Annotated in this window: 10 protein-coding genes; 8 read left to right on the top strand and 2 right to left on the bottom strand. The window is 67.7% G+C overall.

The features are described from left to right. Nucleotides 1–61 precede the first annotated feature (61 nt). Entirely contained in the window at nucleotides 62–1246 is a 1185-nt protein-coding gene (locus tag ACP159_RS02210) for an NAD(P)/FAD-dependent oxidoreductase (protein ID WP_425097983.1), read from the bottom strand. Between the two features lie 32 nt (nucleotides 1247–1278). Then, complete coding sequence (locus ACP159_RS02205) at nucleotides 1279–1863, bottom strand: DUF1285 domain-containing protein (RefSeq protein ID WP_425097982.1); 585 nt, start codon at nucleotides 1861–1863, stop codon at nucleotides 1279–1281. A 70-nt stretch (nucleotides 1864–1933) separates the two neighbouring features. Here ACP159_RS02205 and ACP159_RS02200 point away from each other — a divergent pair, with 70 nt between their 5' ends. The 8 genes from ACP159_RS02200 (at nucleotide 1934) to ACP159_RS02165 (ending at nucleotide 14107) form a co-directional block, all read left to right on the top strand. Then, nucleotides 1934–2941, top strand: coding sequence for an AAA family ATPase (locus ACP159_RS02200; RefSeq protein WP_425097981.1), 1008 nt, complete (start codon nucleotides 1934–1936; stop codon nucleotides 2939–2941). A gap of 100 nt (nucleotides 2942–3041) precedes the next feature. Beyond that, a complete protein-coding gene (locus tag ACP159_RS02195) occupies nucleotides 3042–3920 on the top strand; it encodes a DUF58 domain-containing protein (RefSeq protein WP_425097980.1) in 879 nt (292 codons plus the stop codon). Then, complete coding sequence (locus ACP159_RS02190; RefSeq protein WP_425097979.1) at nucleotides 3917–6691, top strand: DUF4159 domain-containing protein; 2775 nt, start codon at nucleotides 3917–3919, stop codon at nucleotides 6689–6691. Before ACP159_RS02195 ends, ACP159_RS02190 begins: the two co-directional genes overlap by 4 nt. Further along, entirely contained in the window at nucleotides 6688–8727 is a 2040-nt protein-coding gene (locus ACP159_RS02185; protein WP_425097978.1) for a DUF7408 domain-containing protein, read from the top strand. The genes ACP159_RS02190 and ACP159_RS02185 overlap by 4 nt, the downstream gene beginning before the upstream one ends. A gap of 205 nt (nucleotides 8728–8932) precedes the next feature. Continuing rightward, a complete protein-coding gene (locus tag ACP159_RS02180; RefSeq protein WP_425097977.1) occupies nucleotides 8933–9466 on the top strand; it encodes an RNA polymerase sigma factor in 534 nt (177 codons plus the stop codon). Continuing rightward, nucleotides 9463–11361, top strand: coding sequence for a vWA domain-containing protein (locus ACP159_RS02175; protein ID WP_425097976.1), 1899 nt, complete (start codon nucleotides 9463–9465; stop codon nucleotides 11359–11361). Before ACP159_RS02180 ends, ACP159_RS02175 begins: the two co-directional genes overlap by 4 nt. Nucleotides 11362–11516: 155 nt before the next feature. Then, nucleotides 11517–11858, top strand: coding sequence for a YybH family protein (locus tag ACP159_RS02170; protein ID WP_425097975.1), 342 nt, complete (start codon nucleotides 11517–11519; stop codon nucleotides 11856–11858). Between the two features lie 104 nt (nucleotides 11859–11962). Beyond that, nucleotides 11963–14107: an esterase-like activity of phytase family protein gene (locus ACP159_RS02165; protein WP_425098192.1), complete on the top strand. Its 2145-nt coding sequence runs from the start codon at nucleotides 11963–11965 to the stop codon at nucleotides 14105–14107. The last annotated feature ends 49 nt before the right edge of the window (nucleotides 14108–14156 follow it).

Here is a 14156-nt window from a genome sequence, read left to right as displayed (position 1 = left end):
TGGGGTGGAGAAGGCATGGCGTGGGGGCGCGAGGCTCCGGACAGACGGCGCATCGCACGTCTCACGCCGCCGCCTTCGCCAGGATCCGCTGCGCTGCCTGGACGCCGAACATCGGCGCGGTGCACAGCTTGCCGGTCGAGACGGAGAGCCAGTTGTCGCTGCCCTCCACGCCGATCTGGTGGCGGGCGTGCAGCCCACTCTGGCGCTGGTCGATGTCGGTGTCGCCCACCGCCATGATGACCCCGCCGCCGATCTTCGTGGTCTCGGCATAGAAGTGCAGGTCGCGGACGCCCGGAATCAGCCTGGCGAGGGTGTCGAGGCTGTCCCGCCGGATAGTCTCCTCGTCCGCCGGGGTGTGGACGGTCTCGCCGCCGAGGGTCTGCATCGACAGGCGGCAGGTCGGATACCAGGAGACATAGACCCGCTGCGCGCCGTAGAGCACGAAATCGCCGTAGGCGCCGACCATGGCGGTGGTCGGTGGCAGGGTGACGGCCTTCGCCGGCACGTCGATCATCACCGTCGCCTTCCACCGCCGTGACCAGGTATGGGGCGAGTGCAGCCCCACCATCGCGTCGAGTCGCAGGCGGTCGGTCCAGAGTGCGTTGATCACGCGGGGCGCGGTGAGCTGCACGGTCTCGTTCTGCCACCGCAGGGTCAGGCTGTAGCCGCCATGCGCCTCCTGCCGCGCCTCGCGGATGGTTGCAGACAGGAAGTCGATGTTCGGATGCGCCAGCACGGCGGCCCCGACGATGTCCGACAGCCGTCCCGGGTCTATGGCGATTTCCGGGGTGCGGAAGCCTCCGGTGACGGTGCGGCCATAGTGCCGGGACAAGGCCTCGGGGCTGAGCCAGGTGCTGCGCGGCAGCTGGCCGCCCAGCGCCGCCACGGTGTCATCGACGGCCTGCACATGCGACCAGAGCGCCTGCGCCGGGATCAGGCTGTCCTCGGGCACGATGTAGTTGAACCCGGCGCTGACCGATTGCATCGTGCGGGGCATACCCGTGAGGCGTTCGATTTCACCGAGAAACCGCAGCGAGCCTTCGGCCATGATGCGGTGGGTGCGGCGGTCCGGGTCGGCGGCGTAGATATATCCTAGGTGCAACTTGCCCTCGTTGTGGCGGCTCGCCGCCATCATCGGCCGGTTTGCGCGGTCGATCAGGGTCACGGCATGGCCCCGCTGCGCGAGGTCGAGGGCCGCGGAACACCCGGCGAGGCCGGCGCCGAGAATGCAGAGGGAGTCGGTCATGGCAGATCCTTGCGGGAAACCCCGGGCCGGTGTCAATCGCGCGGCAGCTCGTCCGAGGGAATGATCCGGAAGAACGTGCCGCTCGACCAGAGGCCGAACCAGCCGTCATGGTGACTGCCGCGCTCTACGAGGCGGTAAAAGCTCTTGCGGTCGATCAAGGCTTCGAGGTTGGCGCGGATCAGGATGTAGGGCGACGGCTCTCCGGTCTCCGGGTCGCGGGAGACCCGGATCGGGTGCCCGGACCCGGCGATGGCGGTATCGCCGACATGTGTCTCGAACGTGAGAACCTGTGACTCGCCCGTCCCTTCGGCGGTGAAATCCACCGCGACGAAAGGCGCGTCGTCGACGGTGATGCCAACCTTTTCCACCGGGGTGACCAGAAAATAGGCATCGCCATCCTTGCGCAGGATGGAGGAGAACAGCTTGACCAGTTCGAACCGCCCGATCGGCGTTCCGAGGTAGAACCACGTGCCATCGCGGGCAATCCGCATGTCCAGATCGCCGCAGAACGGCGGATTCCACAGGTGGACCGGCGGCGGGCCTTTCTTTTTCGTTGCGGCACGGGCCGAGGCCGCGAGGCCGTCAGCGGAGGGTGTCACGAGATTTTGTCCGCTCATATGCTTTTGCCATTTACTGTTCCGGCGATACACTCATCTCAATGAGTATAGGTCACACAGGAGAATTGCCATGGCCGAGGCCGAAGATCTGGTCGCAGACATCGAGGCGCTGGAGGCGCGGCTGGCGGAGGCGAAGCAGTCGATCACTGCCCGCTTCATCGGACAGGAGCGGGTTGTCGACCTCACCCTGTCGGCGCTTCTGTGCGGCGGTCATGCGCTGCTGATCGGCCTGCCGGGGCTGGGCAAGACGCGGCTGGTGGAGACGTTGAGCACCGTCATGGGCCTCAACGGCAACCGCATCCAGTTCACCCCGGACCTGATGCCTGCGGATATTCTGGGCTCGGAGGTGCTGGAGACGGGTCTCGACGGTAGCCGGGCATTCAAGTTCATCGAGGGGCCGATCTTCTGCCAGCTGCTGATGGCCGACGAGATCAACCGCGCCTCGCCGCGAACGCAATCGGCGCTGCTGCAGGCGATGCAGGAAAAGGTGGTGACCGTGGCCGGGCAGACCCGGGCGCTCGAAGCGCCGTTCCACGTGCTCGCCACGCAGAACCCGATCGAGCAGGAGGGCACTTACCCTCTGCCCGAAGCGCAGCTCGACCGCTTCCTCGTGCAGATCGACGTGCCCTACCCGGATCGGGGCACGGAGAAGGACATCCTGCTGGCCACGACCGGCATCGAGGAGGCCGACTCGCACCAGGTCTTCGACGGGCCGACGCTGATCGCGGCGCAGAAGCTGCTGCGTCGGATGCCGGTGGGCGATGCGGTGGTCGAGATGATCCTCGATCTGGTCCGTGCCTTCCGCCCGAACGATCCCGCCGCACCGGAGCGGGTGCGCGAGATCGTCGCCTGGGGTCCCGGCCCGCGTGCGGCGCAGGCCTTGATGATGACCGTCCGGGCAAGGGCACTTTTGCAGGGGCGGCTGGCACCGTCGCCGGAGGACGTGCTGGACATGGCCAAGCCGGTGCTGGTGCACCGCATGGCGCTGACCTTCTCGGCGCGGGCACGGGGCGAGAACCTCGGCGCGTTGATCGACGAGGTGGCGGCGGGCATGAGCCGGAAGAAGGCGGCGGCGTGACGATATCGGGCGCTCCCTTGGGGGAAAGAAAGCTGACGCGGGGGTGCCGGGTGGCAATCGTGGCCCCCGCGCCAAAGGCATTTGAACGGATCGTTCACCCATGACCTCTGACATTCTCACCCTCCGCCAGCGCGCCCAGGAAGAGGCGAGCAATTTTCCGGCGCTCCGCGCGCGGGCCGAGCAACTGGCCGGGACAGTCCTTCTGGGCGAGCATGGCAGACGCCGCGCCGGGATGGGCGATGACTTCTGGCAATACCGGCCGCTCCGCGCCGGGGACAGCTACCGGCAGATCGACTGGCGGCGCTCGGCGCGGGGCGACGACCAATTCGTGCGCGAACGCGAATGGCAGATCGCGCAGAGCGTGCAGGTCTGGCTCGACACCGGCGCGTCGATGCGGTTCGCGGGGACTAAGGACGGAGAGTCCAAGGCAGATCGCGCCCGGCTGATCACGCTGGCCGCCTGCATTCTGCTCCTCAGGGCGGGCGAGCGCGTCGGGCTGACCGGCTGGACCCTGCCGCCGCGCAGCGGCGACGTACAGATCCTGCGGCTGGCGGAGTTTTTCGCCAGCGCCAGCGAGGCGGATTACGCGGAGCCGGAGGCACGCGGCATCATCCCGCATTCGCGGGCGCTGTTCGTTTCGGATTTCCTCGGCGACGTCACCGCTGTCGAGAATGCTCTGACCAAGGCGGCGGATCGTGGTGTGCGCGGTCTTCTGCTGATGGTGCTGGACCCGAGCGAGGAAAGTTTCCCGTTCGAGGGGCGCACGATCTTCGAAAGCGTTGGCGGCACGCTGGCCCATGAGACGCTCAAGGCGGGCGAGCTGCGCGAGCGCTATCTGACGCGGCTGAGCGAACGCAAGGCGCGGCTGAACGACCTGTGCCGCCTGACCGGCTGGCAGTTCAGCGTGCATCACACGAACACCAGCGCCCAATCGGCGCTGCTCTGGCTCTACCGGGCCATGGACGGGGGTCACGGATGACGCTTTTCGGTTTGATCGGGTTTGCCTCGCCCTGGCTGCTGCTGGGGCTCTTGGCCTTGCCGATCCTCTGGGTGATCCTGCGGGCAGTGCCGCCCGCGCCGATCCGGCGGCTGTTCCCGGGCGTGGTGCTGCTGCTCGGCCTCAAGGACGACGAGCAGGTGAGCGACCGGACGCCGTGGTGGCTGTTGCTCCTGCGGATGCTGGCCGTGGCCGCGGTGATCATCGGGCTGGCCGGGCCGGTGCTGAACCCGGAGGACGAGGAACAGGCCGGCGGAACAGGGCCGCTGCTGGTGGTGATGGACGCAAGCTGGGCCTCGGCGGCGGACTGGCGGGCGCGGATGACGTCTTTGGACGGGCTTCTGGCGAAGGCCGGGCGCGAGGGGCGGACGGTTGGCCTGCTGCGACTGACCGCGCCGGAAGAGGTGCGCTTCGTGGCGGCGGACGCCGTGCGGCGAAGCCTGACAGGCGTGCTGCCGGAACCGTGGGAGCCGGATGCGGCGCGAATGGCGGCGGCTTTGGAAGACCTGCCGGAAGGCGGGTTCGAGACCTGGTGGATGTCCGACGGGCTGGCCCGCGACGGGCGGGACGATCTTCTGGCGGAACTGGAATCGCGGGGCCGCGTGACGGTCTACGAAAGCCCGCGCGGCCTGCTGGCGTTGGAACCGGCGCGGTTCGAGGATGGTAACCTGAAGATCGTGGCCCACCGCCTGCGCCCCGGTCCGGAGGCGGTTGTTACGCTGGTGGGCGAAGGCAAGGACCCGGCAGGCAATGATGCGGTGCTGCTGCGCTCCCCGGTGAGTTTTGCCAGCGGCGAGACCCGGGCGGAGTCGGAGATTTCCGTACCTGCGGAGCTGCGCGCCCGGATGACCCGTTTCGAGATCGAGGGCAACCGCAGCGCCGGGGCCGTGAGCCTGCCGGACGACAGCCTGCAACGGCGCGAGGTGGCGTTGATCGCGGGGCGCGAGGACCGCGAGGGGCTGGAGCTGCTCTCGCCGCTGCATTACCTGCACAAGGCGCTGGTGCCGACGGCGGATATTCTGGACGGGGCATTGACGGACATTCTCCCGGCGAACCCGGATGTGATCGTGCTGGCCGATGTCGCGACCCTGTCGCAGGCGGAGACGGATGGCGTGATGGAGTGGGTCGAGAAGGGCGGCATGCTGCTGCGCTTCGCCGGGCCAAGGCTGGCCGCCAGCGACCTCAGCCGCGCCGAGGAGGACCCGCTGATGCCGGTACGCCTGCGCGCCGGGGGGCGGACCGTGGGCGGGGCGATGAGCTGGGGCGAGCCGAAGACGCTGGCCCCCTTCGACGAGGAAAGCCCGTTTGCCGGGCTGGTCATTCCGGCGGATGTGACGGTAAGCAGTCAGGTGATGGCACAGCCGGACCCGACGCTGGCGGAGCGGGTGATCGCGCAGCTGACCGATGGCACGCCCCTGGTGACGCGCAAGCGCGTGGGTCAGGGTCAGGTGGTGCTGTTCCACGTGACGGCGAACGCGGAATGGTCGAGCCTGCCGCTGTCGGGACTGTTCGTGCAGATGCTGGAGCGGTTGGCGGTGTCCTCGCTGGCGGAGCCGCCGGAGGCCGGCGAGATGGAAGGCACCGTGTGGCAGCCTTTGCGGGTGCTGGACGCCTTTGGCGCGGCGCAGGATGCCGGGACGCTGCCGGGTGTGGCGGGCGAGTCGCTGGTGCAGGACCCCCTCGGGCCGGAGCTGCGCCCGGGGATCTACCAGGGCGAGAACCGCTCGCTGGCGCGGAACGTGATCAGCGTGGATGCGACGCTCGCCCCGATGACCTGGCCCGCAGGGACGGCGCTGCGCGGCCTGAGCGCACCCCGCGAGACACCGCTGGCCGGGTGGCTTCTGGCTTTGGCGATTACCTTGCTGCTGGCTGATGTGATCGCCTCGCTGGCGCTCTCCGGGCGGCTGCGCGGACCAAGGGCGATCGGCCCGGCGATGATCCTGCTGGCGCTGATGGCGCTGCCGGATCGGGGTCAGGCCCAAGACACGCCAACAGACGACCGGCTGGCGATCCTCGCCAGTTCGGAGGTGGTGCTGGCGCATGTCATCACGGGCGATCAGCGGCTCGACGACCTCGCGGAGGCAGGTCTGCGCGGCCTGTCGGACACGCTCTATTTCCGCACCTCGGTGGAGCCCGCACAGCCCATGGGCGTCGATCTCGAAACCGACGAACTGGCGTTCTTTCCGCTGCTCTACTGGCCCATCACCCCGGACCAGCCGACGCCCTCCGAAGCGGCCTATGTCAAGCTGAACGAGTATCTGCGCTCCGGTGGGATGATCGTCTTCGACACCCGGGACGCCGACATCGCGGGCTTTGGCGCGAACACGCCGAACGGCCGCAAGCTGCAGGAGCTTGCCCGCCCCCTGGACATTCCGCCGCTGGAGCCTGTGCCGGAGGACCACGTCCTCACCCGCGCCTTTTACCTGTTGCAGGATTTCCCGGGCCGCTACGTCGGGCGCGATGTCTGGGTCGAGGCGGCGCCGCCGGATGCAGAGTTGATCGACGGCATGCCCTTCCGCAACCTCAACGACAACGTCACCCCGGTGGTGATCGGCGGCAATGACTGGGCTTCGGCCTGGGCGGTCGACGAGCAGGGCCAGCCGCTGGTGCAACTCGGGCGCGGCTACAGCGGGGAACGGCAACGGGAAATCGCCGCGCGGTTCGGCGTAAACCTCGTGATGCATGTGCTCACCGGCAATTACAAAAGCGATCAGGTGCATGTGCCTGCATTGCTGGACAGGCTTGGACAATGACCGGACAGATCGTTTTCGACCCGCTGCTGCCGTGGTGGATCGTAGTCATCATTGGCGCACTGGCACTGGGCGGGGCGCTGCTGGCGCTGTGGCGCGGGCTGACCGGCTGGGCGTTGCGCCTGCTGGCAGGTGTGGTGCTGGTGGCGGCGCTGTCGCAGCCGAGCTGGCAGGTGGAAGACCGCGCGCCGCTGGCCGACATCGTGCTGATCCTCGAAGACCAGAGCGCCTCGCAACAGCTGGCGGAGCGGGCGGGCGTCACGGAGGACGCGGCGGACAGGCTGGAAGCGCAGCTGCTGGCCCGCCCGAACACTGAAGTCCGGCGCATCCCTGTCGGTGATGGCGAGGGCGATGCCGGCACGCAACTGATGACAGCGCTGAGCGCGGCGCTCGCCGAGGAGCCGCGCGGGCGCATCGCGGGGGTGCTGCTGCTGTCCGATGGCCGCCTGCATGACCTCGAGCGCGCGCCCGACCTGCCCGCGCCGATGCACCTGCTGCTGACCGGGCAGGAGGACGACTGGGACCGCCGCCTCACTGTGCGCAACGCCCCCGCCTTCGCCATCCTCGGCGAGGAGGTCGAGCTGACCCTGCGCGTGGAGGACGACGGCGCGGCACCGGGCGATGCCGAAACCGAACTCAGGATTTCCGTCGACGGTGCGGAACCGCAGAGCTTCACGGTGCCGATCGGCGCGGACATGAGCCTGCCCATCACCCTGCCCCACGGCGGGCTGAACGTGATCGAATTCGTCGTGCCCGAAGCGGATGGCGAGCTGACCGACCGCAATAACCGGGCCCTGGTGCAGATCAACGGCGTGCGCGACCGGCTGCGCGTGCTGCTGGTGTCGGGCGAGCCGCACCCCGGCGGACGGACCTGGCGCAACCTGCTGAAATCGGATTCCTCGGTGGACCTTGTGCACTTCACCATCCTGCGCCCGCCGGAGAAACAGGACGGCGTGCCGGTCAACGAACTCTCGCTGATCGCCTTCCCGACGCGGGAGCTGTTCCTTGAAAAGATCGACGATTTCGACCTGATCATCTTCGACCGCTACAAGCGGCGCGGCATCCTGCCGTCGATCTACTTCGACAACATCCGCAACTACGTGGAGAACGGCGGCGCGGTGCTGATCGCGGCGGGGCCGGATTTTGCCTCGGCGGATTCGATCTACCGGTCGCCTTTGGCGCAGATCATGCCGGCGGAGCCCACGGCGCGGGTGGTGGAGGAGGGCTATCGCCCGACGGTGACGGACCTTGGCCACAAGCACCCGGTGACGGCGGGCCTGCAAGGGGCGGACACCTGGGGCCGCTGGATGCGGCAGGTGGAGGTGACACCGGACCGGGGCGAGGTGCTGATGTCCGGCGTGGACGAGCGCCCGCTGCTGATCCTCGACCGCGTCGGCGAAGGGCGCGTGGCGCTGCTGGCCTCGGATCATGCCTGGCTCTGGTCCCGCGGGTTCGAGGGCGGCGGGCCGCAGCTGGAACTGCTGCGGCGTCTGGCGCACTGGATGATGAAGGAGCCGGACCTTGAGGAAGAGGCACTCTGGGCGGAGCCGACAGGCCAGACCATGCGCATCATCCGCCGCTCGCTGGGCGACGACATTGGCGCGGTAACGGTGACCCGGCCCGATGGCGAGACCGAGGAGGTGCCCCTGCAGGAAGTCAGCCCTGGCCGCTTCGAGGCGCTCTACGAGGGCCCTGACATCGGGCTTTACCGGCTGGAGGAAGGCGACCAGAGCGCGGTGATCGGCCTCGGTCCCGCCGCGCCGCGCGAGTTCGAACAGACCATCGCAAGCGCCGACGCCCTCGCGCCGATGATCGAGAGCCTGCGCGGCGGCACGCCCCGGCTCGCGGACGGCGTGCCCGCCATCCGCAGCGTCCGCCCGGGCCGCCCGGCAGCGGGACGCGGCTGGATCGGCATCACCCCGCGCGAGGCCTTCGAGACGCTGGACGTGCGGCAATCGCCGCTGCTCCCGGCCTGGCTGGTGCTGATCCTGGCCTCGGCCCTGATCGTCGGCGCCTGGCTGCGCGAAGGGCGAAACTGACGGGGGCGGCTCCGGCCCGGGTCTTCTTTGGTCCGAAAATACCGCGGGGTCCGGGGCGTCGTCCATTGGTCGCTCAGACCAATGGCGCAACCAAGGACGACCCCGACTGAAAATCTTGTCCCGGCAAAATTTTCCGCCTCACCGGAAAATCGCGAGGCCGTCCAAGGAATTCCCATTCCGGTGCGTCTGATGCACTGTGATGGACATGACGGTATCGGATGAAACCCTTGCGCTTGCGGCTGCGGGCGGGGATCGGGAGGCCTTCGGGCAGCTGATCCTCCGCCTGCACGACCGAATCTTCCGGCTGGCCTTCCGTCTGACCGGCAGCCGCGCCGATGCGGAAGACCTGACGCAGGACATCTGCGCCGCGCTGCCCGCGAAGCTGCAAGGCTACCGGGGCGAGGCCAGCGTGACGACCTGGCTCTACCGGATCACCGTCAACGCATCGCGGGATCGGTTCCGGCGGCTGGGCACCCATGCGCGGGCGGCGGATGGCTGGGGCGATTGGGAGATCGCCCGCCGGGCCGAGGCGGCGGAGACGGCGGAGCGGCTGGACTGGCTGCGCCTCGCCATGGACCGCCTGACCCCGCCGGAGTTGCGGGAGACGGTGGTTCTGGTGCTCGAAGGTCTGAGCCATGCGGCGGTGGCCGAGGTTCTGGGCGTTTCCGAAGGCACGGTGAGCTGGCGCATGTCCGAGGCGAAGAAGAAGCTGAAGCAGATGCTGGAGGCGGAGGCATGAGCGAGTTCGACGATCTGAAAGCGGCGCTGGACGCCGCGACACCGGAGCCGGATGCGGCGCGGCGGGCGGAAAATCTCGCTTTGGCGATGAAAAATTTCGACGCGCTCCAAGGAAACCGCGATGCCCTGCGTCCTACTTCTGAACGCCCCGAAAGGCGGGGCCTCAGAGGAGCACTTGCCATGTTGTTGAAACCCCTGTCTTCGCGCGGTGTGATGACCGCCTCCACCGCCCTTGTCGCCCTAGCGATGGTGGCGGTCATTCCGGTCGTGCAGAAAAACGCCCGGGCGCCGGACATGACGATGACCGAGAGCGACTTTGCCGCCAAACCCGAGGCGGAGATGGCCGATGATGTGGTGGTCATGGAGCCGGTCATGGTCGAGGAAGCCGAACCCTTGCCCGCCCCCGCTCCGATGGCTGCGCCGAAGATGATGGCGCGGGATTCCGCGGCGGGCGGCATGGTCGGTGCGCTGGCACCGGAAGCCCCGATGGTCGAAGCACTGCCGGTGGAGGCGGACACCGAAGCCTATCCGGACGCGGACGCCAACCCGATCAAGGTGGTCGCCGAAGACCCGGTTTCGACCTTCTCCATCGACGTGGACACGGCCTCCTGGTCGATCATCCGCAATTCGCTGACCTATGGCAGTCTGCCGCCCGAGGGCGCGGTGCGGATCGAGGAGATGGTGAACTACTTCCCCTATGAATACCCTGCACCGCAGGGGGCGGATCCGTTCCGCGCCTCATTGGGCGTGATGGACAGCCCGTGGCGGGAGGGCACGAAGCTGGTGCATATCGGCCTGCAGGGCGCGATGCCAGAGGCGCGGCCGCCGCTGAACCTCGTGTTCCTGATCGACACCAGCGGCAGCATGTCGGACCCGAACAAGCTGCCGCTGCTGAAGCAGTCGTTCCGGCTGCTGCTGGGCCAGCTGTCGGCGGAGGATTCCGTTTCGATCGTGACCTATGCGGGCAGCGCCGGGCGGGTACTGGACCCGACACCGGCAAGCGAACGCCAGACGATCCTGGACGCGCTGGAGCGGCTCGACGCGGGCGGCGGAACCGCCGGTCAGGCGGGTCTGCAGCAAGCCTATGCCACAGCGAAAGAGATGACAGCGGATGGCGAGGTCAGCCGCGTGATCCTCGCCACCGATGGCGACTTCAACGTCGGGATCAGCGATCCGGAGGCTTTGAAGGACTACATCGCCAAGGAGCGTGAGAGCGGCACCTACCTCAGCGTGCTGGGCTTTGGCCGGGGCAATCTGGACGATGCCACAATGCAGGCGTTGGCGCAGACCGGGAACGGCATGGCGGCCTATATCGACACGCTGAGCGAGGCGCAGAAGGTGCTGGTGGATCAACTCACCGGGGCTTTGGTACCGATTGCGGACGACGTGAAGATCCAGGTGGAGTGGAACCCGGCGGCGGTCGCGGAATACCGGCTGATCGGCTACGAGACGCGGGCGCTCAAACGGGAGGATTTCAACAATGACAAGGTGGACGCCGGCGAGATCGGCGCGGGCCATCAGGTCACGGCCCTGTACGAGATCACGCCGGCCGGCTCGGACGCGCGTCTGACCGATCCCCTGCGTTATGGCGCGGCACCCGAGGGTGGGCCGGTGGAGGAACTGGGCTTCCTGCGGCTGCGCTACAAGGCACCGGGCGAGGACGCCAGCGCGTTGATCGAGGCACCGATCCTCGCGGACACGCCGCCGCTTCCGGATGCGCAATTCGCCGTGGCAATCGCCGGGTTCGGACAGCTGTTGCAGGGCTCCGAACTGATCGGCGACTTCAGCTATGACGACGCCATCGCGGCGGCGACGGCGGCGCGGGGTGACGATCCTTTCGGCTACCGGCAAGAGGCCGTAACGCTGATGCGGCTGGCCAAGAGCCTCGCGGAGTGACGCGCTTGTCCCGGGACCTCATGACCCGAAATCAGGAGGCCCCGGCTCAAGGCCGGGGCTGCTCCGCGCAAGGACGGGCGGACCAAGTCCTTTGCCCGACATCTTGATATGGTTAAGGTCATTAATATTGACCTTTTTCGACTCGGGAGGACGGAATGGACGCGCAGGCGTTTGCACAGGACTGGCAAGACGGGTGGAACAGCCATGACCTGGGCCGGATCATGGCGCATTACCGAGAGGACATCGTGTTCCGCTCGAACAAGGCATTGGCCTTGGTCGGACAGGGCGAACTCCGGGGCAAGTCGGCGCTGCGGGCCTATTGGGCGGCGGCGCTGGACAGGCAACCGGACTTGCGGTTCGAGGTTCTGGACGTCTTCGACGGGTTCGGGATGCTGACCCTCACCTACCGCAACCATCGCGGAATGCTGGCGGCCGAGACGCTCTACTTCGACGATACCGGCATCGTTTACCAGGCGGCAGCCTGTCACCGGGGCTGACCCGGGCGGTGCAAAAACCTTCACAGAACCGTCGCACGCCTGTTACCTTTCCCCGCCACAGCAACCCGGTATTGCAGCAACAGGGGGATTCCTTCGTGATCCGCATGCTTACCATGACCAGCGCCGCCGCGCTGATCGCCGGGTCGGCCCAGGCCGAGATGAACTTCAACCGCATCGCCAGCTTTGCCACGCCGCTGAACATGGCAGACGGCGCGGACACCAGCCGCGAGAGCAGCGCCGAGATCATTGCCGCGTCGGAAGACGGCATGACGCTGATCTACACCGACAGCCCGCTGGGCGTGGTCGGCCGCATTGACATCACCGACCCGAAGGCTCCGAAGCCGCTGGGCAACACCGACATGGGCGGCGAGCCGACCTCCGTCACCGTGATCGGCAATACCGCCTATGTCGCGGTGAACACCTCCGAGAGCTACACAAACCCGGGCGGCAAGCTCGTGTCCGTGGACCTCGCCACCGGCGAGATCGGGCAGGAATGCGACCTCGGTGGCCAGCCGGACTCCACCGCGCATGACGAGGCGGGCACGTTCATCGCCGTCGCCATCGAGAACGAGCGGGACGAGGACGCGGGTGATGGCCGCGTCGGCCAGATGCCGGCAGGTTGGGTCAGCAAGGTGACGATCACCGACGGCGCCATGGATTGCGACATCCAGCGGATCGACGTGACCGGCCTTGCGCAGATCGCGCCGGAAGATCCCGAACCGGAGTTCGTGGACGTGAACGGCCTCGGCGAGATCGTCGTGACCATGCAGGAAAACAACGAGATGGTGGTGATCGGCGCCGATGGCACCGTGATGAGCCATTTCTCCGCAGGCAGCGTCGACCTGACCCGCATCGACACCGTGGACGAGCGCGCCGCGCTGCTGTTCACCGATGCTCAGCCCGGCCGCCTGCGCGAGCCGGACGGGGTTCAGTGGCTCGACGACACGCACTTCATGATCGCCAACGAAGGCGACATGGACGGCGGCTCGCGCTCCATCACCGTGTTCCGCAAGGACGGCACCGAAGTGTTCGAGAGCGGCTCCGACTTCGAGACCGCGATCATTCAGGCGGGGCACTACCCGGACAAGCGGTCCGATGCCAAGGGCGTGGAGCCGGAAGGCATGGAATTCGCCACCTTCGGCGGGGTGCCTTATGCCTTCGTGCTGGGTGAGCGCTCCTCGACCGTCTCCGTCTATGACGTGACCGATCCGGCGAACCCGGTGTTCAAACAGGTCCTGCCGTCCGGCATCGCCCCGGAAGGCATCATCGCCATCCCCGAGCGCAACCTCTTTGCCACCGCCAACGAGGCCGACCTCGTGGAGGACGGCGGCGTGCGGGCGCATGTGATGCTGTACGAGTACCAGGACGCCCCGGCGGCCTACCCGCAGCTGACTTCCGCCGGTGCGGATGAGCTGATCGGCTGGGGCGCGAACTCCGGCATGGTCGCAGGCGAGGACGGTCTGATCTACTTCGTCAACGACAGCTTCTACGGCTACCAGCCGACGATCTTCACCGTCGACACGAAACAGACCCCCGCGCGGATCGTTTCCGCCCTGCCGGTGACGCGTGCCGGCCAGCCCGCGCAGAAGCTCGACATGGAGGGCATCACGCTGGACGGCGAAGGCGGCTTCTGGATCGCCAGCGAGGGCCGCACCGACCGCCTCGTTCCGCATGCGCTCTACCACGTGAACGCCAAGGGCCAGATCAAGGACGAGATCAGCCTCCCGGCGGAGCTGCTGGCCAACGAGACCCGTTTCGGGCTCGAGGGCATCACCAAGCTGGGCGACACCCTGTGGATGGCGGTTCAACGGGAGTGGAAGGACGATCCCAAGAACCGCGTGAAGCTGGTCGCCTACAACATTGAGACCGAGGAATGGGGCGTGGTGGCCTATTCCAAGGCCGAGCCGGAGACCGGCTGGGTCGGCCTTTCGGAGATCGTGGCGCATGGCGACTACGTCTACGTGATCGAACGGGACAACCAGATCGGTGCGGCGGCGGTGACCAAGAAGATCTACCGCATCCCGGCGTCGGAGATGGTGCCCGCCCCGCTGGGCGGCGATCTGCCGGTGGTGTCGAAGGAAGAGGTCCGCGACCTGCTGCCGGACCTGAAGGCCCAGGGCGGCTACGTGGTCGACAAGATCGAGGGGCTGGCCATCTTCGAGGACGGCACCGCCTGGGTCAGCACCGATAACGACGGTGTCGACGACAGTTCGGGCGAGACCTTCTTCTGGACCATCGGCAAACTCTGAGCCGCTGATCCGACGGATCGACAGGGCCCCGTGCCGCGAGGTGCGGGGC

Origin of the sequence: Tropicibacter sp. S64, assembly GCF_049803835.1 — a bacterium.
Classification (GTDB): Bacteria; Pseudomonadota; Alphaproteobacteria; order Rhodobacterales; family Rhodobacteraceae; genus Pacificoceanicola.
This window is presented reverse-complemented; position numbering and strand designations above follow the sequence as displayed.

Excerpts from the sequence above, each read along its gene's own strand:
- ACP159_RS02210 (WP_425097983.1), bottom strand. The coding sequence starts at position 1,246 with ATGACCGACTCCCTCTGCATTCTCGGCGCCGGCCTCGCCGGGTGTTCC.
- ACP159_RS02205 (WP_425097982.1), bottom strand. The coding sequence starts at position 1,863 with ATGAGCGGACAAAATCTCGTGACACCCTCCGCTGACGGCCTCGCGGCC.
- ACP159_RS02200 (WP_425097981.1), top strand. The coding sequence starts at position 1,934 with ATGGCCGAGGCCGAAGATCTGGTCGCAGACATCGAGGCGCTGGAGGCG.
- ACP159_RS02195 (WP_425097980.1), top strand. The coding sequence starts at position 3,042 with ATGACCTCTGACATTCTCACCCTCCGCCAGCGCGCCCAGGAAGAGGCG.
- ACP159_RS02190 (WP_425097979.1), top strand. The coding sequence starts at position 3,917 with ATGACGCTTTTCGGTTTGATCGGGTTTGCCTCGCCCTGGCTGCTGCTG.
- ACP159_RS02185 (WP_425097978.1), top strand. The coding sequence starts at position 6,688 with ATGACCGGACAGATCGTTTTCGACCCGCTGCTGCCGTGGTGGATCGTA.
- ACP159_RS02180 (WP_425097977.1), top strand. The coding sequence starts at position 8,933 with ATGACGGTATCGGATGAAACCCTTGCGCTTGCGGCTGCGGGCGGGGAT.
- ACP159_RS02175 (WP_425097976.1), top strand. The coding sequence starts at position 9,463 with ATGAGCGAGTTCGACGATCTGAAAGCGGCGCTGGACGCCGCGACACCG.
- ACP159_RS02170 (WP_425097975.1), top strand. The coding sequence starts at position 11,517 with ATGGACGCGCAGGCGTTTGCACAGGACTGGCAAGACGGGTGGAACAGC.
- ACP159_RS02165 (WP_425098192.1), top strand. The coding sequence starts at position 11,963 with ATGCTTACCATGACCAGCGCCGCCGCGCTGATCGCCGGGTCGGCCCAG.